At 61.1% G+C, this 19,927-nt stretch carries 20 protein-coding genes; 10 read left to right on the top strand and 10 right to left on the bottom strand.

Annotated elements, in window-relative coordinates:
- Window positions 1-101 precede the first annotated feature (101 nt).
- The 4 genes from coaD to C4J93_RS25385 form a co-directional block, all read right to left on the bottom strand.
- Window positions 102-581 carry a pantetheine-phosphate adenylyltransferase gene (gene coaD / locus C4J93_RS25400; protein WP_049711086.1) on the bottom strand — a complete coding sequence of 160 codons (480 nt, stop codon included), beginning with the start codon at window positions 579-581 and terminating at the stop codon, window positions 102-104.
- Between the two features lie 103 nt (window positions 582-684).
- Window positions 685-2,280 carry a GMC family oxidoreductase gene (locus C4J93_RS25395; protein ID WP_124430721.1) on the bottom strand — a complete coding sequence of 532 codons (1,596 nt, stop codon included), beginning with the start codon at window positions 2,278-2,280 and terminating at the stop codon, window positions 685-687.
- 37 nt (window positions 2,281-2,317) lie between these two features.
- On the bottom strand, window positions 2,318-2,863 hold the full coding sequence (locus tag C4J93_RS25390) for a twin-arginine translocation pathway signal protein (RefSeq protein WP_124430720.1): 546 nt from the start codon (window positions 2,861-2,863) through the stop codon (window positions 2,318-2,320).
- Window positions 2,864-2,890: 27 nt separating this feature from the next.
- Window positions 2,891-4,318 carry a coniferyl aldehyde dehydrogenase gene (locus tag C4J93_RS25385; protein WP_124430719.1) on the bottom strand — a complete coding sequence of 476 codons (1,428 nt, stop codon included), beginning with the start codon at window positions 4,316-4,318 and terminating at the stop codon, window positions 2,891-2,893.
- Between the two features lie 144 nt (window positions 4,319-4,462).
- On the opposite strand from C4J93_RS25385, the gene C4J93_RS25380 reads away from it, so the two are divergent.
- Together C4J93_RS25380 and C4J93_RS25375 are read left to right on the top strand one after the other, a co-directional pair.
- A complete protein-coding gene (locus tag C4J93_RS25380) occupies window positions 4,463-5,134 on the top strand; it encodes a TetR/AcrR family transcriptional regulator (RefSeq protein ID WP_124368709.1) in 672 nt (223 codons plus the stop codon).
- A gap of 33 nt (window positions 5,135-5,167) precedes the next feature.
- Window positions 5,168-6,022 (top strand): sulfurtransferase, encoded by an 855-nt coding sequence (locus tag C4J93_RS25375; RefSeq protein ID WP_124430718.1) that lies wholly within the window; start codon window positions 5,168-5,170, stop codon window positions 6,020-6,022.
- A 329-nt stretch (window positions 6,023-6,351) separates the two neighbouring features.
- On the opposite strand, the gene C4J93_RS25365 is transcribed toward C4J93_RS25375, so the two are convergent.
- The 5 genes from C4J93_RS25365 to C4J93_RS25345 all read right to left on the bottom strand — a co-directional run bounded on the left by C4J93_RS25365 (window position 6,352) and on the right by C4J93_RS25345 (window position 12,408).
- Window positions 6,352-7,683, bottom strand: a complete 1,332-nt coding sequence (locus tag C4J93_RS25365) for an IS110 family transposase (RefSeq protein WP_124430251.1) — start codon at window positions 7,681-7,683, stop codon at window positions 6,352-6,354.
- A 256-nt stretch (window positions 7,684-7,939) separates the two neighbouring features.
- Window positions 7,940-8,935 carry a hydrolase gene (locus tag C4J93_RS25360; RefSeq protein WP_124430716.1) on the bottom strand — a complete coding sequence of 332 codons (996 nt, stop codon included), beginning with the start codon at window positions 8,933-8,935 and terminating at the stop codon, window positions 7,940-7,942.
- Window positions 8,936-8,964: 29 nt separating this feature from the next.
- Complete coding sequence (gene rsmD, locus C4J93_RS25355) at window positions 8,965-9,570, bottom strand: 16S rRNA (guanine(966)-N(2))-methyltransferase RsmD (protein ID WP_124364821.1); 606 nt, start codon at window positions 9,568-9,570, stop codon at window positions 8,965-8,967.
- Window positions 9,570-11,060: a pitrilysin family protein gene (locus C4J93_RS25350; RefSeq protein ID WP_124430715.1), complete on the bottom strand. Its 1,491-nt coding sequence runs from the start codon at window positions 11,058-11,060 to the stop codon at window positions 9,570-9,572. Before C4J93_RS25350 ends, rsmD begins: the two co-directional genes overlap by 1 nt.
- Window positions 11,053-12,408: a pitrilysin family protein gene (locus C4J93_RS25345; RefSeq protein ID WP_124430714.1), complete on the bottom strand. Its 1,356-nt coding sequence runs from the start codon at window positions 12,406-12,408 to the stop codon at window positions 11,053-11,055. Before C4J93_RS25345 ends, C4J93_RS25350 begins: the two co-directional genes overlap by 8 nt.
- Before the next feature lie 231 nt (window positions 12,409-12,639).
- Here C4J93_RS25345 and ftsY point away from each other — a divergent pair, with 231 nt between their 5' ends.
- From ftsY to rpoH, 4 genes are all read left to right on the top strand, one after another.
- Entirely contained in the window at window positions 12,640-14,013 is a 1,374-nt protein-coding gene (gene ftsY, locus C4J93_RS25340; RefSeq protein ID WP_124430713.1) for a signal recognition particle-docking protein FtsY, read from the top strand.
- Entirely contained in the window at window positions 14,010-14,681 is a 672-nt protein-coding gene (gene ftsE, locus C4J93_RS25335) for a cell division ATP-binding protein FtsE (protein WP_003213784.1), read from the top strand. Before ftsY ends, ftsE begins: the two co-directional genes overlap by 4 nt.
- On the top strand, window positions 14,678-15,700 hold the full coding sequence (gene ftsX / locus C4J93_RS25330) for a permease-like cell division protein FtsX (RefSeq protein ID WP_124430712.1): 1,023 nt from the start codon (window positions 14,678-14,680) through the stop codon (window positions 15,698-15,700). Before ftsE ends, ftsX begins: the two co-directional genes overlap by 4 nt.
- 130 nt (window positions 15,701-15,830) lie before the next feature.
- Complete coding sequence (gene rpoH / locus C4J93_RS25325; protein WP_003176698.1) at window positions 15,831-16,685, top strand: RNA polymerase sigma factor RpoH; 855 nt, start codon at window positions 15,831-15,833, stop codon at window positions 16,683-16,685.
- 129 nt (window positions 16,686-16,814) lie between these two features.
- Here the strand turns inward: rpoH and mtgA are convergent, their stop codons facing one another.
- Window positions 16,815-17,537, bottom strand: coding sequence for a monofunctional biosynthetic peptidoglycan transglycosylase (gene mtgA, locus C4J93_RS25320; RefSeq protein ID WP_124430711.1), 723 nt, complete (start codon window positions 17,535-17,537; stop codon window positions 16,815-16,817).
- Between the two features lie 74 nt (window positions 17,538-17,611).
- On the opposite strand from mtgA, the gene C4J93_RS25315 reads away from it, so the two are divergent.
- From C4J93_RS25315 to trmB, 4 genes are all read left to right on the top strand, one after another.
- Window positions 17,612-17,992: a DUF423 domain-containing protein gene (locus C4J93_RS25315; protein ID WP_124372177.1), complete on the top strand. Its 381-nt coding sequence runs from the start codon at window positions 17,612-17,614 to the stop codon at window positions 17,990-17,992.
- A 71-nt stretch (window positions 17,993-18,063) separates the two neighbouring features.
- The gene (gene thiS / locus C4J93_RS25310; protein ID WP_124430710.1) at window positions 18,064-18,264 is read left to right on the top strand and encodes a sulfur carrier protein ThiS; all 201 of its coding nucleotides are present in this window, start codon (window positions 18,064-18,066) and stop codon (window positions 18,262-18,264) included.
- A gap of 54 nt (window positions 18,265-18,318) precedes the next feature.
- Window positions 18,319-19,113: a thiazole synthase gene (locus tag C4J93_RS25305; RefSeq protein ID WP_124364814.1), complete on the top strand. Its 795-nt coding sequence runs from the start codon at window positions 18,319-18,321 to the stop codon at window positions 19,111-19,113.
- A gap of 9 nt (window positions 19,114-19,122) precedes the next feature.
- Window positions 19,123-19,848: a tRNA (guanosine(46)-N7)-methyltransferase TrmB gene (gene trmB / locus C4J93_RS25300; protein ID WP_124430709.1), complete on the top strand. Its 726-nt coding sequence runs from the start codon at window positions 19,123-19,125 to the stop codon at window positions 19,846-19,848.
- Window positions 19,849-19,927 lie beyond the last annotated feature (79 nt).

Raw genomic sequence — 19,927 nt, 5'->3', positions numbered from 1 at the left:
AAAACTCCTGCCAGGGCCGTCAGCCAAGGCATCTGAAAACTAATGCGCGCAATTGTGCCGCATTGGCGCCCGCAGCGCGAGCGGGCGCCGGTTGAGCGGTGTTACTTCTTGAAGCGCAGCGTCAGCGCGTCCGCAACGGCCGGATGCACGAACTTGGTGATATCTCCGCCCAAAGCAGCGATTTCGCGCACCAACGTCGAGGAAATGAACGAGTAACGTTCCGACGGCGTCAGAAACAGGCTTTCCACGTCCGGCGCCAGTTGGCGGTTCATGTTGGCCAGCTGGAATTCATATTCGAAATCCGACACCGCGCGCAGGCCACGCAGGAACACATTGGCGTTCTGCTCCTTGGCAAAATGCGCCAGCAGCGTCGCAAAGCCCACCACTTCTACGTTAGGCAGGTGCTTGGTGACCTCACGGGCCAGCTCCACGCGTTGTTCCAGCGGGAACAGCGGGTTTTTCTTGGGGCTGGCGGCAACCGCGATGATCACATGGTCGAACAGGCGAGAGGCACGTTCGACCAGATCGCCATGGCCTTTGGTAATCGGGTCGAAGGTACCTGGGTACAACACTCGGTTCATCGCGTCGTCCTGGCGGAGTCCGTTGGGGAACCGGATGGTATCGCAGCCATCCCGGTCGGCCAAGTCGACTTATGTAGATAGATGCCGTGGATCCTGCGATTTTTCACGCTGTTTTCAGACGTTCGGACAAAGCCGACGCCAGTTGGGCAGTCAATCCATACACCGACAATTGGGGATTTGCCCCAATGCTGGTGGGGAACAGAGAGCCGTCGTGAATCGACAGGTTGCGCAGTTGGTGATGGCGCCCGAGGCTATCGGCCACTGCGTTTTTCGGGTCTTCGCCCATGGCACAACCGCCCATCACATGGGCGCTGCCCAGGGTGGTGCGATGCAGCTCGAGGCTCAAACCGTCGATCAAACTACGTGCGTCTGCCAGGTTATTCACGTACCGGGCGTCGTGATGCAGGGGCTTGACCGATTTGGCGCCCGCCGCGAACTGAATCTCGGCCATGCTGTGGAAGGCCCGGCGCAGGCCGTCCCAGGCATAGGGCGAGACCTGATAGTCGAGCACCGGCGTACCGTCACCGCGTAATTCCACTGCGCCGCCAGGGCTGTCGGGGTGAAAGCCGTCTCGCAGTAGTGCGAGCATGGCGTGGGTGTGGGGCAATTGGCTCATGTCCAAGGCGTTCTGCGCGCCGTAGCCGCCGAACAGGGTGGTGGCCAGCCCTGGATGCAGGGGCGGAGCTTCTAGTTTGTAGGACATTTTACCGGTGGTGCCGTCCTGCCACTGGAAGTGGTCGGAATAGATCGACTGTGGCGCACCGTAGAACGGGTTGATCACCTCGTCGAACAACCCGGCGGAGAAATTCACCAGGTGCAGGAAGGTGCGTTTGCCCAGGCGCGAATGCGGGTCGGGCGCGCCGGAGCGCATCAGCAATGCCGGGCTGTTGATGCCGCCGCCCGCGAGTACGTAGTGTTTGGCCTTCACGGTGATCTTGCGGCCGGTAGGCGCCACGCAGCGCTCATCCATGGCCACGCATTCCAGGCTGCTGATCATGTCGCCGCTGTATTTGAGGCGCTCGGCGCGAACCAGGTAGAGCAGCTCGCCGCCTTTCTCCAGCGTGGCGGGGATGGTGGTCACCAGCATCGATTGCTTGGCATTGACCGGGCAGCCCATGCCGCAATAACCCAGGTTGAAGCAACCGCGCACATTGCGCGGGATCACGTGCCAGCTGTAGCCGAGCTTTTCGCAGCCTTTGCGGATCACGTCGTTGTTGGCATTGGGCGGCAAGGCCCATGGCGCGATGCCCAGGCGCTGCTCCATGGTCTCGAACCACGGCGCCATCTCGGCGCTGCTATGGCCCTTCACCGCGTAGTCGCTGGCCCAATGGGCGAGGGTGGCATCCGGTGTGCGGAAGCTGGAGGTCCAGTTGATCAGCGTCGTGCCGCCCACCGCCCGGCCCTGCAGGATGGTAATCGCACCGTCCTTGCTCATGCGGCCGATTCCTTCCTGGTACAGGCTGGCATAGGCTTCGTCTTCCAGCAGCTTGAAATCGCTGCTGGTCTTGAGTGGGCCTTCTTCGATCAACAGCACCTTGTAGCCAGCGGCGCTGAGGATTTCGGCGGTGGTGCCGCCACCGGCGCCGCTGCCGATGATGGCTACGTCGGCTTCCAGGGTCAGGTCGCTGTCGAGGGCGGCGCCGTTGTGGGTTTTCCAGCCGCGGGCCATGCCGTCGCGGAATAGATCGGGTACGGGCATCAGGTTCGTCTCTGGTTTTTATTGTTGGGGATGCAAATCAGATTTTCGGCGGGCCGGGATAGCCGCAATGAGCCCATGACTCGGGCCGGAAGTACCAGGCCATGGTCACCAGCTTGAGCAGCGAGCCCTGGCCCATGCGCAGCAGGTTCAGGTAGCTGTTTTCCCAACGCTGCAGGAAGTTGCGGATATGCTCCGCGCTGGCGTTTTCCCAGCTGCCCCAGATACCCGTCAGGGGGCCTCGGGTAATGCCCATGCCGAGCACATCGAACAGCTGCTGGGTGAGCTTGAACATCTCGGGTGACAGGTGCTGCAGGCTGTAGTCGAGCTTTTTCAGGGTGTCTTCAATCCCGGCGCTGACGGCCTGGGCGCTGGCTGCGCCTTCCAGCAGTACCGGGATGACCGCGCGCAAAAATGGCAGGTCACTGGTCCGCAACAGCGCAAAGCCGCTGGCCGGCGTGCTGCTCGAGCAGCCGCTGAGGCTCGCCCCCAGCCCGGCGGTGGCCAGGAACGCGCTGGCGCACAGGCCGATTTTCAAGACGCTGCGCCGCGACAGCGCAGGTGTTTCAGTCAGGCTGGGGTTCATTGTTTTTTTGTCCCGCAGGTGAGGTTATCAGCGGATAAACAGCTTCTGGATCAACTTCTGGATGGTCTTCCCGTAGGGCGGGTAGATCAGCTTCGCCGCGTTCAAACGCTGTTTGACCAGCACGCCCTTGGCCTTGCTGAACGTCAGGAAACCTTCGTGGCCGTGGTAGTGGCCCATGCCAGAGGGGCCGATGCCGCCGAATGGCATGTCGTCCTGGGCCACGTGCAGCAGGGTGTCGTTCAGGCACACGCCGCCGGAGTGGGTCTCGTGGAGCACACGGTCCTGTTCGCGTTTGTTGTAGCCGAAGTAATACAGGGCCAGCGGGCGAGGGCGTTGGTTGATGTAGGCAAAGGCCTGGTCGATGCCGCGATAGGGCACGATCGGTAATAGCGGACCAAAGATCTCGTCCTGCATGACCGTCATGTCGTCGCTCACATTCAGCAACAGGCTATGGGCCATACGGCGTGCCTGGCCCAGGTCGTAAAGCGGAATCAGGGTGGCGCCCTTGTCGGTGGCATCCTTGGCGTAGGCATTGAGCCTGGCCAGTTGCCGCTCGTTGATGATGGCGGTGTAGTCCGGGTTGTCGGCCAGGGTCGGATAAAACCCGCGAATCGCGTTGGCGTAAGCCTCGACAAAATCGTCCACACGTTCCTCCGGCACCAGCACATAGTCGGGCGCCACGCAGGTTTGGCCGGCGTTCAAGGCCTTGCCGAAGGCGATACGTTCGGCGGCGTCCTTGAGCGGCACATCGGCGGAAACAATGGCCGGCGATTTGCCGCCCAACTCCAGGGTGACCGGGGTGAGGTGTTCGGCGGCGGCCCGCATCACATGCCTGCCGATGCTGGTGGCGCCGGTGAACAGCAGATGATCGAAACGCAACCTGGAAAACGCCACGCCGACGTCAGCTTCGCCGAGCACCACGCACACCAGGTCCTCGGGGAAGATTTTTGCCAGCAATGCCTTGAGCAGTTCGCCGGTGGCCGGCGTGGATTCGCTGAGCTTGAGCATTACCCGGTTGCCGGCGGCCAAGGCGCCGACCAGCGGACCGATAGCCAGGTACAGCGGGTAGTTCCACGGCACGATGACGCCGACCACACCCAGCGGTTGGTAAATGACTTTGGCCGACGCGGGCTGAAAGGCAATGCCTACAGCACGCCGAGAAGGTTTCATCCAGCCTTTGAGGTGTTTACTCGCGTAGTGAATGCCGTGCAGGCTGGGCATCAGTTCGGCGAACAGGGTTTCGTCCGCGCTGCGATGGCTGAAGTCCTGGCTGATCGCATTGATCAGCGCCTGGCGTTCATCGCTGAGCACATCGCGCAGGGCCTTGAGCCATTGCTGGCGTTGCGCGGCCGGCGGCATCGGGTTGGCGGCATAGGCGCGACGTTGGGCGTCGAACAGGATCTGGAGTTGATCCAGCGCCTGGGATTGCTGCAGGTAGGCAACGTTGGCAGACATGGCGCGGTCCCGGTTGTTATAGGTCTGCCTGGATTTTTAGAGTCATTACTCTAAATTGTCAAATAACATTGCAGTAACAACCAGATTTATCCTGACCCGGATAGGCCGTAAGATGCCTCATCATGTGTTTGGAAGCTGAGCCCTATGGCACCACGAGTAAAGACCAGCGAGCGAATTGTGCAAACCAGCCTGGAGCTTTTTAACCAGCAGGGCGAGCGCAGTGTCAGCACCAACCATATCGCTGCCCATATGGAAATTTCCCCGGGCAACCTGTACTACCACTTCCCCAATAAGCAGGCGATTATCGCCGTGCTGTTCCGTGAATACGAAGCGCTGGTGGACAGTTTCCTACGCCCGCCTCAGGGGCGGGCGATGGTGGTGGAAGACAAGCGCTTTTACCTGCAGGCGGTACTGGCCGGCATGTGGCGCTACCGCTTCCTGCACCGCGACCTCGAACATTTATTGGAAAGCGACCCCGAGCTGGCCACGGGCTATCGGCGGTTCTCCCAGCGCTGCCTGATCCAGGGCGGGGCAATCTACCAGGGCTTTGTCGACGCCGGCATCCTCACGATGGACCCGGTGCAAACCGAGGCCCTGACCCTCAATGCCTGGATCATCCTGACCTCGTGGGTGCGTTTCCTGTGCACCACCAATGAAAATTCCACTCATTTGAGCGCCGAAGCGATAAAACGTGGGGTCTATCAGGTGCTGGTGCTGGAGGCGGGGTTTGTCACGCCTCAGGCAAAAACGGCGGTGGATGGGTTGTTCAAAGAGTTTTACGTGCCATTGAACCAGGCATTGGAAGAAGTGAAGTAAGACCTTTCCCCTTTGTATGCACAGGAGTCAGTCATGCCGCTTGCCCAACTGATCAGCCCCCAGGCATTAGCCGAGCGCCAAACGTCGGCCGGGCTGGTGATCCTCGATTGCCGTTTCGCCCTGGAAGACCCGGATTACGGCCTGTGCAGCTATGCCGAAGGGCATATCGAAGGGGCGCAATATGCCGACCTGGAGCGCCATCTCAGCGGCCCGGTGATCAAGGGCGTGACCGGCCGTCACCCGCTGCCCGCGGCGCACGCCTTCATTCAGCAATTGCAGGCGTGGGGCATCAGCGCTGATACCGACGTGGTGCTGTATGACGACGGCCCAGGGGCCTTTGCGGCTCGGGCATGGTGGTTGCTGGCCTGGCTCGGCAAGCGCGAGGGTGTGTTTATCCTGGATGGCGGCCTCAAGGCGTGGCACGCGGCGGGCTTCCCATTGAGCCTGGATGCGCCGGTGATTGAACCAGGCACGTTTGCCGGTACGCCGGATAATCGATTGGTGCTCGATGCCGAGCAGTTACAGAAACGCCTGGGCGAACCGGGCATGACGTTGATCGATGCTCGCGCCCAGGCGCGTTTTCGTGGCGATGTGGAGCCAATCGACCCGATCGCCGGGCATATTCCAGGCGCTCAATGCGCGGCCTTCAATGAAAGCCTGGGCAGTGATGGGCGCTTTTTGCCGGCTGAGCAGCTCAAACAGCGTTTTGCTGCGCAGTTGCAGGGCCGGTCGCCGGATGAGCTGGTGGCGTATTGCGGTTCGGGTGTGACGGCGTGCCATAACCTGTTTGCGTTGAGCTTGGCGGGGTACCCGTTGGGCAAGTTGTATGCGGGATCTTGGAGTGAGTGGATTACGGATCCAGCGCGGGAAATTGCCACTGGCGACTGAGCAATCGGCCTGCGAACCCAATCAAAATGTGGGAGGGGGCTTGCCCCCGATAGCGGAGTATCAGCTAGCTTATCTTTAGCTGATCCACTGCAATCGGGGGCAAGCCCTAATGCCAGTCAGTTAAGAAGTAGAAAGGGTAAAAAGTAACCTGTGGCGAGGGAGCTTGCTCCCGCTGGACTGCGCAGCAGTCCCATTTTTGGGGCCGCTTCGCGGCCCAGCGGGAGCAAGCTCCCTCGCCACAGGTACAGTGTTCGTCCTTAACTGACTGGCATTAGGGCAAGCCCCCCTCTTATCAAACAAAAAATAACTCATTGTTTTTGCTCTTAATTTCAAGCCGCTTTAACCAGCTGCATTCCCAACTTACGCGCCTTGCGCTCCAAGGCGCGCATCTGCCGGTCACGGCTTTTTTCTTCAAACTCCTCGATTCCTTTTTCAACGTACGGTTGACCTTTAGTCAGCATCGCGTAAATCAGCCGGGCCAGTTGATGCGCTGTCGCCTTGATTGCGCAGCAGGTATCCATTCGGGTTAGGCGCGCCCGATGGCTTGCTCCGATAAAGCTTTTATCATTGCGTGCGATAGAAGCGGCTTGCTTTAAAGCCTGTGCAGCTCGGTTAATCACTTTTAGAGATTTCCCGGGCAAGGGTTTTCCTCCCGAAATTCGCGTTGGCGGCGCGAGGCCCAGCCAGGAACAGAAGTGCTGTGAGGTCGGAAACCGTGACAAGTCCGATCCCAATTCGCTGGCCAAAACCAAAGCCGTATCGATGCCGATGGTAGGAATTGCGGTTAAATCCACCCCCATCACCTTATTCAGCGCTCGGTGCAGGGTCAATTGCTGCTCAGTGGAGCGGTGTGGGTTGCGCAGCGTTTTAGCTGGGAGCACGACATCGTCTTGAAGAGCAGGCAACCGCTCAAGCGCAAAAGCAATAGCTTGATCGCATTCACCAATCTGTTTTTCAAGGAAGTCGTAAGCCGCCAGTTCCTGACTCAGTGCATGCAAATGCTCAGCTCGCCAGTTACCCCGCAAACTTCGGGCGACAGTGGCCTGGTCGGCTTTGACGCGCTTGTCTCTGAGCATGGCAAGTACTTCGGGGTCACGTTCTCCATCAACGATTGCCCGCAAAATACTCATGCCTGTCACCCCGGCAATGTTGCTGATGACTTGAGCCAGTTGGATGTTCATCTGGACCAAAGCCTTTTGCATCCGGTTAAGGGCCTTGGCTTGGTCACGGACCTTATTGCCACGCTGACGGACCAATGAGCGCAATGAACACACATCGTCCGAGGGTCGAAAAGCGCCTCGCAGCAGACCGTGCGTCATGAGCTGAAGGATCCACTGACAATCCAGTACGTCGGACTTGCGACCGGTTATTTGCCGAGTCGCACGGGAATTCACGAGATAGACTTCAAACCCTCGTCTATCGAGTATTTCAAAGAGCGGGATCCAATAAACTCCAGTCGCCTCCATCGCCACCACCTTGACGCCCATGGATTCAAACCAATCGGCCATGGCATGCAAATCATCGGTGAAGGTTGAAAACCGCTTAACCGGATCATCGCATTTGGTCGGATCAACAGCGGCCAAATGCTCACTGCCGCCCACATCAACGGCAGCGCAGTCCGGATGGATAACCTCAAAACGCTTTTGGTTCTTGCGCGTCATGACAATTCCTCGCAGGATTGAACGACGCGGGCGGGGTACACGGTGGCGAGCGGATTCACTCTCTTATACGTGGTCACAGCTTTGCTGTGCCGACATTGACTCCACGCCGATACCGTGCAGGCCACTCTCCCACTCGGGTGCTGTCACACCAGTGTTGGCTACGGCCTTTGCCCCGCACGCGTTCTTCAACCTTACGATGAACCAGTTTGATGCGCGACAGCGCTACGTCGAAGACTTAGTGGGACCTCCCACATTTTTATCCGTGTTGTGCCAGTAGCCATTGGGGGATGCGGCGTTCCAGGTAGTAGCCGGGGCGTTTCAGCGAACCCTCTACAAACCCCACATGCCCGCCCTTGTCCGTCAGCTCGAACTCGGTACAGTCTGATAGCTCACTGGCTTCGGGCAAACTGTGGGCAAACACGAACGGGTCATCCGCCGCCTGGATAATCAACGTTGGCGTGCGGATAGCGCCCAGGTAATAGCGACTCGAGGCGCGGCGGTAGTAATCCTCGGCGCTGAGGAAACCGTGCAGCGGCGCGGTGACCCGGCCATCGAAATCCCAGAACGTGCGCATTTTCTCAAGCGAACCCAACGCCTCCAGGGTGTTGAGCCCGTCTTGTCGGCCGTCCTGCAAAAACTGGCGTTGCTTGACGCGGATATAAGCCAGCATCTCGCGCATAAAGTGCTTCTGATACACCCGCGAAAAGCCAATCCCGATACGGTCCGCGCATTGATCCAGGCGAAACGGCACCGATACCGCCGCCGCGCCTTGCAGCCCGGAGGCGTCGCCGGTTTCCCCCAGGTGCTTGAGCAATACGTTGCCGCCCAAGGAATAACCCACCGCATATAAAGGCGCCAACGGCCGCTTGGCACGCAGATGGGCAATCGCTGCCGCCAGATCTTCGCTGGCACCGGAATGGTAGCTGCGGGCCAACAAATTCGGCTCGCCTGAGCAACCGCGCCAGTTCAAGGCTGCGCTGGCCCAGCCTTGGGCCGCGAGCGCCTTTTGCAGGCCGGCGACGTAGGGCGAGTTGGACGAGCCGGTCAGCCCGTGCAGCACCAGCACCACAGGCGCGTGCACGTCATGTGGGCCGTGCCAGTCGAGGTCCAGAAAGTCGCCGTCTTCCAGCCACAGGCGTTCGCGCTGACGCTCGATATGCGTGGTGGGACGCCATAGCGGCCCCCACAGCGTTTGCAGATGGGGGTTGCCGAGGCCGAAGGCGGGGGTGAAGCGGTCCACAGATGCCGTCATGAAATACTCGCTGCCTGACAAGCTCGCTCCTACAGGGTGCGGTGCCACAACGCGTAATAAACCCGCCCGGACTTCTGCTCACGGTGCAAGCGCCAGCTCCCCGGCAGGCCGAGCGTCGACGGCGCCGTCTCGCTTTCAGTGTAGACCCACGCATCCGGCGCCAACCATTGGCGTTCTTCCAGCAATGCACACACGGTCGGCAGCAGGTTCTGGTTGAACGGTGGGTCGAGGAACACCACGTCGTATTCGCTGGCCGCCTGGGTTTCCAGGTAGCGCAAGGCGTCGGCGGTCTGAACCTGGCCGTTGGTGCAGCGCAACGTGCCCAGGTGTTCCTTGAGGCTGGACACCGCCACATTGCTCGCATCCAGCGCCTGGGCCTGGGAGGCGCCACGGGACAGCGCCTCCAGGAACAGCGCGCCACTGCCCGCAAACGGGTCGAGCACCTTGGCGCCGCCGATGTAGGGCGCAAGCCAGTTGAACAAGGTTTCGCGCACGCGATCTGGCGTCGGGCGCAGGCCCACGACATCGGGGAAGCTCAGCTTGCGGCTGCCCCATTCACCGCCAATGATGCGCAGTTGGCCCACACCGTTATGTACGTTGTGGACAGGTTTTTTCGGGCGAGATGAACTGGCCATTAATGCTCCGGAACCCCGAGCGGCTGCTCGGCAGGTTTATCAGTGGGGGGCGGTAGTGGCTTTTGCGCAATCGTCGGGCCGGCGGTCACGATGACCATCTTGTCGGCGCTCAAGTGTTTGTTCATTGCAGCCTTGACCTGCTCCACGGTCAGGGCCTGGGATTGTTTCATGAAATCCTCCAGATAGCTCAGCGGCAGGTTATAGAAACCCATGGCGCCAAGCTGCCCGACGATATCGGCGTTGCTCGCGGTGGACAGCGGGAAGCTGCCGGCCAGTTCGCGCTTGGCATCATCCAGCTCCTTCTGGGTGGGGCCGGTCTTGAGGTAGTCGGCCACGACGTCTTCGACCAGGCGCAACGTGCCGCCGCTCATTTCGGCGCGGGTCTGCAGGTTGATCATGAACGGGCCGCGCACCTGCATCGGCGAGAAGCCGGAGTACACGCCGTAGGTGAGGCCGCGTTTTTCACGCACTTCGCTCATCAACCGTGTGCCGAAACCGCCGCCGCCCAGAATCTGGTTGCCCAGGGACAGTGCAGCGTAGTCCGGGTCGGCGCGATCGATGCCCAACTGGGCAAACAGCAGGTGGGTCTGCTTGGAGGGAAACTCGATGCGGCTCAGGCCGGCCTTTGGCTCGGTTGGCTGGGCAATCTTCGCCAGGGCCGGGCCCTTGGGCAACGCGGTAGAGACCTTGGCGGTCATGGCTTCGGCTTCGGCGCGGGTCAGGTCGCCCACCACCGCGATCACTGCATTGCCTGCCGCATAAGCCTTGGCGTGGAATGCCTGCAACTGTTGCACGGTAATCGCCGGCACGCTTTCAGGCGTGCCTTCGCTTGGGTGGGCATACGGATGGTCGCCGTACAGGCGCTTGAACAGCTCGATGCTGGCCAGCTTGGCGGGATTCTGTTTCTGGTATTCGAAGCCGGCCAGGATCTGATTCTTGATGCGTGCCAGTGAGTCGGCCGGGAAGGTCGGCTTGCCGATCACGTCATCGAACAGCGCGAGTGCGGCATCGCGTTTGTCGCTGTCGCTCAAGCTGCGCAGGGACACCAGGGCCATATCGCGATAGGCGCCATTGCCAAAGTCGGCCCCCAGGCCTTCAAAGCCGCTGGCGATCTGGCTGACGTCCTTGCCCGGCACGCCTTCGTTGAGCATGGCGTTGGTCATCACGGCCAGGCCCGGCACATCGCCGTCCTGGCTGCTGCCGGCGGCGAACAGGATACGCACGTCGAACATCGGCAGTTCATGGGCTTCGACGAACAGCACCTTTGCGCCTTCGGCGGTGTTCCAGGTTTGCACGTCGAGCTTGCGGTTGGTCGGCGCCTTGCCGTCCAGTTCAGCCAGCGATTGCAGTGTGTTGGCCGTTTGGGCCTTGTCCAGCGCCTGGCTGGCGACCGACTCGCTCGGGCGCAACAGGTACACGGCACCGGCCGCGATCAAGGTGACGGCGATCAGGCCGGGCAGAATCAGGCGGTTGCTCTTGCGGTCACTCATGAGCGGTCTCCTCAGGCAAAACATGGGCGACGCTCAGACGTTCGCGGGTGAAATAGGTGCGTGCAGCTTTTTGGATATCTTCCGGGGTCACGCTTTGCAGGTCGGCAAGCTCGGTGTCCATCAACTTCCAGGACAGGCCGACGGTCTCCAGCGAGCCGATTGCCGTGGCCTGGGCGGTGATGGAGTCGCGCTGGTAGACCACGCCCGCAATCACCTGGGCGCGGATGCGTTCCAGCTCTTCGACGGTTGGCGGCTTGGCCTTGAGTTCTTCCAGCAGGCGCCACAGGCCGGCTTCGGCTTGGGCGACGGTTTTTTTCTTTTGCTGGTTGGGCGTGGCGGTCAGCATGAACAGCGTGTCGCCGCGGGTGAAGGCGTCATAATCGGTGGACGCGGCGGAGACGAGTTCTTCACCCCGCTCCAACTGCTCGGAGATACGCGCGCTGTAACCGCCGTCGAGCAGGGCCGAGATCAGGCGCAGGGCTTGTACCGAGCGCTTGTCCTCGGCAGTGGCCAGGCTCGGCACGTTGAAACCGAGGAATACGCTGGGCAGCTGGGTTTGAACATGCAGGGTCAGCAGGCGCTCGCCGGGCTCGGCCAGCTCCTTCGGGACCTTGGCTGGCGGGACGTCACGCTTGGGGATCGGGCCGAAGTAGCGCTGGGCCAGGTTTTTCACCTCGTCCGGCGTGACGTCGCCGACCACCACCAGGGTCGCGTTGTTCGGCACGTACCAGGCCTGGTACCAGTGGCGCAGTTCCTCGACCTTCATGCGCTCAAGGTCAGCCATCCAGCCGATGGTGGGCGTGTGATAGCCGCTGGCCGGGAAGGCCATGGCCTTGAAGCGTTCATAGGCCTTGGACATCGGGTTGTCGTCGGTGCGCAGGCGGCGCTCTTCCTTGATTACCTCGATTTCGCGGCTGAACTCATCGGCCGGCAGGCGCAGGCTGGCCATGCGGTCGGCTTCCAGCTCGAAGGCCACGCCCAGGCGGTCGCGGGCCAGCACCTGGTAATAAGCGGTGTAGTCGTCACTGGTGAAGGCGTTTTCTTCAGCGCCCAGGTCGCGCAGGATCAGCGAGGCTTCGCCGGGGCCGACCTTGGCGCTGCCTTTGAACATCATATGTTCCAGGGCATGGGACAAACCGGTCTGGCCCGGGGTTTCGTAGCTCGAGCCGACCTTGTACCAGACCTGGGAAACCACCACCGGCGCGCGATGATCTTCGCGCACGACCACCTTGAGGCCGTTGTCGAGGGTGAATTCGTGGGTGGGTTGTGGGTCGGCAGCCAAAGCTGAAAGGGGCAGACAAACTGTGCTGAGCAGCAGGCCTGCGGCGCGGCGGGCTAGAGCATTCATTCGTTTTTTAACCTGTTGGACTGCCCGCTTGGTCTTAGCGTCGGCGGGCGAGGAGGTGCTAGGATACCGATCCGACTTAGGGGCGGCCACTGCGGCTGTCTTGTTGAGGCTCTATTTTGGCCTTCAAAATGTTGCGCATGAACGAGCTGGCTAAAAAACAGTCTGTTACGCATCGAATTTTATTTACCGAAGCGCCTGCTGGCGCGTCGCTACCTTGAGATAGCCGTCTCCATGTTTGGTTCCAACGACGACAAGAAGACCCCAGCTGCGGCTGGCGAGAAGAAAGGCCTGTTCGGATGGCTGCGCAAAAAGCCGCAGGAAACCGTCGTCGAACAGCCACAGGTTCAACCTGAACCTATCCCTGAGCCTATAGTAGAAGCCGAGCCGGTAGCCGAAACACCGGCGCCGACGGTGTTGCCGATGGCCGAGCCGGTGCTGCAGCCTGCGGTCGAGCCAGAGCCAGAGCCAGAGCCAGAGCCAGAGCCAGAGCACAAGCCGTGGCCGCCACTGCCGATGGCTGAAGAGCCGGTAGCGCTGGTTGAAGATGTGCAGGTTGAGCACGTAGCGCCGCCTATTCCTACGGTGGTTGAACCCGTAGCGACAGTCGTGCAGACGCCACCCGCCGTCGAGGCCCCCGCGCCTGCCGTCATCGAAGAGCCGGCCGCTGAAACCAGCAAAACCGGCTTTTTCACCCGTCTCAAGCAAGGTCTGAGCAAAACCAGCGCCAGTATCGGCGAGGGCATGGCCAGCCTGTTCCTCGGCAAGAAGACCATCGATGACGAGCTGCTGGAAGACATCGAAACCCGCCTGCTCACCGCAGACGTAGGCGTCGAAGCAACCGCCGTGATCATCCAGAGCCTGACCCAGAAAGTCGCCCGCAAGCAGCTGACCGACGCCGACGCGTTGTACAAATCCTTGCAGGCCGAGCTGGCCGCCATGCTTAAACCCGTTGAAGCGCCGCTGGTGATCACCCCGAAGAAGCCGTTCGTGATCCTGGTGGTAGGCGTCAACGGCGCCGGCAAGACCACCACCATCGGCAAGCTGGCGAAAAAACTGCAGTCCGAAGGCAAGAAAGTCATGCTCGCCGCCGGCGACACCTTCCGTGCCGCTGCCGTTGAGCAACTGCAGGTGTGGGGCGAGCGCAACAAGATCCCGGTGATCGCCCAGCACACCGGTGCCGACTCCGCGTCGGTGATTTTCGATGCCGTGCAGGCCGCCAAGGCCCGGAACATCGATGTGTTGATCGCCGACACCGCCGGCCGCCTGCACACCAAAGACAATTTGATGGAAGAGCTGAAGAAAGTCCGCCGCGTGATCGGCAAGCTCGACGCCGACGCCCCGCATGAGGTGCTGCTGGTGCTGGACGCCGGTACCGGGCAGAACGCCATCAGTCAGGCCAAACAATTCAACCAGACGGTGCAACTGACCGGCCTGGCATTGACTAAGCTCGACGGCACGGCCAAGGGCGGTGTGATTTTCGCCCTGGCCAAGCAGTTCGGGTTGCCGATTCGTTATATCGGCGTCGGTGAAGGCATCGACGACCTGCGCACCTTTGAAGCCGAACCCTTTGTACAGGCACTGTTTGCCGAGCGGGAGCGTTCATGATTCGATTCGAACAGGTCGGTAAACGCTACGCCAACGGGCATGTGGGCTTGCATGAGCTGAGCTTTCGAGTACGGCGGGGCGAGTTTTTGTTCGTGACCGGGCATTCCGGCGCCGGTAAGAGCACCTTGTTGCGCCTGCTGCTGGCCATGGAGCGCCCGACCACCGGTAAGCTGCTGCTGGCGGGACAGGATCTGGCCACCATCAGCAATGCGCAGATTCCGTTCCTGCGCCGTCAGATCGGCGTGGTGTTTCAAAACCACCAGTTGCTGTTCGACCGCACGGTGTTCAACAACATTGCCTTGCCCCTGCAGATTCTCGGGCTGTCCAAGGCCGAGATCGTCAAGCGGGTGGATTCAGCCCTGGAGCGCGTGGCCTTGTCGGACAAGACCGACCTCTACCCCGGCGACCTGTCCACCGGCCAGCAACAGCGCGTCGGTATCGCGCGCGCCATCGTCCACCGCCCGGCCTTGCTGCTGGCAGATGAACCCACCGGTAACCTCGACCCGCGTTTGGCGGCCGAGATCATGGGGGTGTTCGAAGACATCAACCGGCTGGGCACCAGCGTGTTGATCGCCAGCCACGACCTGGCGCTGATTGCGCGCATGCGCCATCGCATGCTGACCCTGCAACGCGGTCGTCTGATCGGCGACGGGGAGGCTGGCGTATGAGTGCAACACGCAGCCCTAAAGTATCCGAACGCGTGGCGCCGAAACCGGCCGACCCGCAACCGAAAAAGAAAAAACACGACGATGACGACGGCCCGGACTTTGGCACCCTGTTGCGTGCCTGGATCGAAAGCCACCGTGCCAGCCTGCTCGACAGCCTGCGTCGCCTGGGCAAGCAGCCGATCGGCAGCTTTTTCACCTGCCTGGTGATGGCCGTGGCCCTGAGCCTGCCGATGGGCTTGTCGTTGCTGCTCAATAATGTGGAGCGCCTGGGCGGTTCGTGGCAGCGCGCGGCGCAGATTTCCCTGTACTTGAACCTCGACGCCAGCACCAAGGACGGCGAGGGCCTGCGCGACGAGATCAAGAACCTGCCAGGCGTGGCGGATGCCGAATACATCAGCCGCGATCAGGCGCTGGAAGAGTTCCAGCAACAATCCGGCCTGGGCGAGGCGCTTAAAGAGCTGCCGCAGAACCCGCTCCCGGGCGTGGTGCTGGTGACGCCCAATGAAGTGGACAAGCCGGCCCTGGAAGCCCTGCGACAAAAACTCGCAGAGATGCCCAAGGTGCAACAGGCGCAACTTGATCTAGTCTGGGTAGAGCGCCTGGCCGCGATCCTCAAGCTGGGCGACCGCTTCGTGTTCGGTTTGACGGTGCTGTTGGTGTCTGCATTACTTTTGGTGATAGGTAATACCATTCGTCTTCATATTGAAAACCGCCGCACCGAGATAGAAGTGATTAAACTGGTCGGCGGCACGGACAGCTATGTGCGTCGTCCTTTTCTGTACATGGGCGCGCTTTATGGCTTTGGTGCCGGGATTTTGTCCTGGGGCGTGCTGGCTTTTGGTCTGGACTGGCTGAACGATGCAGTTATCGGGCTTGCCGGCTTGTACGGCAGCGATTTTGCCCTGGCAGGGGTGCCGGTAGCCGATGGTCTGAGCCTCTTGCTTGGCGCGGTATTGTTGGGGTATATCGGTGCGTGGATTGCGGTGGCACGGCACTTACGTGAGCTGGCACCGAAGTAGTTAATGTCAGGGTAATGTAGTTTCGTTTGTATTGACCTTGTCAGCAGTTTAGGGAACTTGTCCTACGGTTCCCCGGTCAATTTTCGCAGTGCTGAACTGCACGAGTTATGTGAGTCGGAGGTTTTTTCGTATGACCACTTCTTTGCAACCTGCTTATGCCTTGGTCCCGGGTGCAAACCTGGAAGCCTATGTGCACACGGTAAACAGCATTCCCTTGCTGACGCCCGAGCAGGAGCGTGAACTGGCCGAGAGTCTCTACTATGAGCAGGATTTGGGGGCGGCTCGGCAGATGGTGCTCGCCCACCTGCGTTTTGTCGTACATATCGCCCGTAGCTATAGCGGCTACGGCCTGGCCCAGGCTGACCTGATTCAGGAAGGCAACGTCGGCCTGATGAAGGCGGTGAAGCGTTTCAACCCGGAAATGGGTGTGCGCCTGGTGTCGTTCGCCGTGCACTGGATCAAGGCGGAAATCCACGAGTTCATCCTGCGCAACTGGCGCATCGTGAAAGTCGCGACCACCAAGGCCCAGCGCAAGCTGTTCTTCAACCTGCGCAGCCAGAAGAAACGCCTGGCGTGGCTGAACAACGAGGAAGTCCACCGCGTGGCCGAAAGCCTCGGCGTGGAGCCCCGTGAAGTGCGCGAGATGGAAAGTCGCCTGACCGGCCATGATATGGCCTTCGATCCGGCTGCCGAAGCAGACGACGACAGCGCCTTCCAATCGCCGGCCAACTACCTGGAAGACCACCGGTACGACCCGGCGCGTCAACTGGAAGACGCCGACTGGAGCGACAACTCCAATCACAACCTGCACGAAGCGCTGGAAGTGCTGGACGACCGCAGCCGTGACATTCTCTACCAGCGCTGGCTGGCGGAAGAAAAAGCCACGCTGCACGACCTGGCGCAGAAGTACAACGTGTCGGCCGAGCGGATTCGTCAGCTTGAGAAAAGCGCGATGAACAAGCTGAAGCTGTCGATCGCCGCCTGATCCAGCTGGCAATGCTGGGTCAAAATGTGGGAGGGGGCTTGCTCCCGATAGCAGAGTGTCAGTCGACATATGAGTGACTGATCCACCGCTATCGGGAGCAAGCCCCCTCCCACAGTTGTTTTGGGTGTATCAGTCGGACCAGGGGGCTTTTCGGGAGTTATTGAGCTCGACCAAGTAACCCTCGCCACCCAACTGACTCATCTGCTGGCGAATCCACGCCGCGCGCCGCGCCACATAGGCGGTCGGATGGCTGGCACTCCACACCCGTGGGTTCGGCAACACCGCCGCCAGGTAGCTGGCCTGCTGACGCGACAGCCCTTTGGCGCTCACTCCGAAATGATGCCGCGCCGCTGCTTGCGCACCGAACACACCCTCGTCCCACTCCACGCTGTTGAGGTACACCTCAAGGATGCGCTGCTTGGGCCACAGCACTTCGATCAACCCGGTAAACCAGGCTTCCAGGCCCTTGCGCAGATAGCTGCGGCCGGTCCACAGGAACAGGTTCTTCGACACCTGCTGACTCAAGGTGCTGGCGCCGCGAATCGTGCCGCCGCGCTCGTTATGCACGATTGCCGCCTGGATCGCGCCAAAGTCGAAGCCCCAGTGCTGCGGGAAACGCTGGTCTTCACCGGCCATCACCGCCACTTTGAGGTCGTCGGAAATCTCGTCCCACGCCACCCAGCTGCGCTGCAGGTCGATAGGTTCGCCGTCGATCCAGGATTCGACCTTGCGCTCCACCATCAGCGCAGTGAACGGCGGCGGTACGACGCGAAACAGCAGCACCAGCAGCACACTGGCGATGGCGAACCATTTCACGACGTTGAGAAAGCGATTGAAAAGGACACGCAGCATAGAGATGGCTTGGCCGAACCCGTTGAGCGGGCCATTATACAGACCCTGCCCGATGAGTCTGACTGGAGTTCCTCATGCTGCGTAGCTTTCTGATGCTGGCTGCCTTTTTTGGCTTTACCGGTGTCGCCCTCGGCGCGTTCGCCGCCCATGGCCTGAAAAACCGTCTGAGCGCCGACTACCTGGCGATCTTCCACACCGGCGTGACGTATCAACTGGTGCACACCCTGGCGTTGTTTGGCGTGGCGCTGCTGGCCGCGCATATTCCTGGCCGACTGGTCACCTGGGCGGGCATTTCATTTGTGGTCGGCATCTTGCTGTTTTCCGGTAGCCTGTATCTGTTGACCCTGACCGGCATCAGCAAACTCGGGATCATCACGCCGTTCGGCGGGCTGGCGTTCCTGCTCGGCTGGTTTTTCCTCGGCTTGCTCGCCTGGCGCCTGCAACTGACCGCTTGACGCTTGAAGCTGACCTTCAGCGCCCAATCGCGTTAGAATGCCGGCCCCTAAAAACGATAGCGGCCCGTGGCATGCGCATTCAGTTGAACGGCGAACCCCTTGAACTGCCCGACGGTGAAACCGTCGCGGCCCTGCTGACCCGCCTGGACCTCACCGGGCGCCGTGTCGCAGTGGAACTCAACCTGGATATCGTCCCGCGCAGCCAGCACGAAGGCACCACGCTCAGCGATGGTGACCGTGTCGAAGTGGTGCACGCCATCGGCGGCGGTTAGTCGCCCCGGCCGTAACGCATTCTGCAGAACCTCACCCCATTACGAGGATTTCCCATGAGCATCGTTCGTAGCGACAAGCCCTTCGTCCTGGCCGGTCGTACCTACCAGTCCCGTCTGCTGGTCGGCACCGGCAAGTACCGCGACATGGAAGAAACCCGTCTGGCCATCGAAGCCTCGGGCGCCGAAATCGTTACCTTCGCCGTACGTCGCACCAACCTCGGCCAGATCGAGGGCGAGCCGAACCTGCTCGAAGTGCTGTCGCCGGACCGCTACACCTTCCTGCCGAACACCGCCGGCTGCTTTGACGCCATCGAAGCCGTGCGCACCTGCCGCCTGGCCCGTGAGCTGCTCGACGGCCACAACCTGGTGAAGCTGGAAGTGCTGGCCGACCAGAAAACCCTGTTCCCCAACGTGATCGAAACCCTCAAGGCCGCCGAGACTCTGGTCAAGGAAGGCTTTGACGTGATGGTCTACACCAGCGATGACCCGATCATCGCCCGCCAGCTGGCGGAAATCGGCTGCATCGCGGTGATGCCGCTGGCTGGCCTGATCGGCTCCGGCCTGGGGATCTGCAATCCTTACAACCTGCAGATCATCCTTGAAGAAGCCAGGATCCCGGTGCTGGTGGATGCGGGCGTGGGCACTGCCTCCGACGCTACCATCGCCATGGAGCTGGGCTGCGACGCGGTGCTGATGAACTCGGCCATTGCCCATGCCCAGCAACCGATCATGATGGCCGAAGCCATGCAACACGCAATCGTCGCGGGCCGCCTGGCCTACCTCGCCGGGCGCATGCCGAAAAAACTCTATGCCAGCGCCTCTTCGCCGCTGGATGGCCTGATCAAGTAAGAGCTATTGATGACTGAATCAAACGAAACGCCGAACCCCGTGGAAGCAGGCGACGAGTCCAAGCACCGCCGCATCAAGAGCTTCGTGATGCGCGCCGGGCGCATGACCGAAGGCCAGCAAAAAGGCCTGCAGCAAGGCACGTCGCTGTTCGTGTTGCCCCTGGCCGATGCGCCGGTGGACTTCGACCAGGTGTTCGGTCGCTCGGCCCCGCGTTCCCTGGAAATCGGCTTCGGCATGGGCCATTCCCTGCTGGAAATGGCGGCCGCCGCGCCGGACCAGGATTTCATCGGTGTAGAAGTGCACCGCCCGGGTGTCGGCGCGCTGCTGAACGGCGTGCTGACCCAGGGCCTGACCAATCTGCGGGTCTACGACTGCGACGCGATTGAAGTGCTCAACCGCTGCATTGCCGACAACAGCCTCGACCGGCTGATGCTGTTCTTCCCCGACCCATGGCACAAGGCCCGTCACCACAAGCGTCGCATCGTCCAGGCTTCCTTCGCGGAACTGGTGCGCAGCAAGCTGAAAGTGGGGGGCATCCTGCACATGGCCACCGACTGGGAGCCCTATGCCGAATACATGCTGGACGTGATGAACGTCGCCCCTGGCTACCGCAACCTGGCCGAAGACGACAAATGCGTACCGCGCCCGGCAGAGCGCCCAGTCACCAAGTTCGAACGCCGTGGCGAGAAGTTGGGGCATGGGGTGTGGGATTTGAAGTTCGAGAAGCTGGCGTAACCCGCCTGCAACGTTGAAATGCAGTAAAAATGTGGGAGGGGGCTTGCCCCCGATAGCGGTGGGTCAGCCAAACATGTGT

Origin of the sequence: Pseudomonas sp. R2-37-08W (assembly GCF_003851705.1) — a bacterium.
In the GTDB taxonomy this organism is placed as follows: Bacteria; Pseudomonadota; Gammaproteobacteria; order Pseudomonadales; family Pseudomonadaceae; genus Aquipseudomonas.
This window is presented reverse-complemented; position numbering and strand designations above follow the sequence as displayed.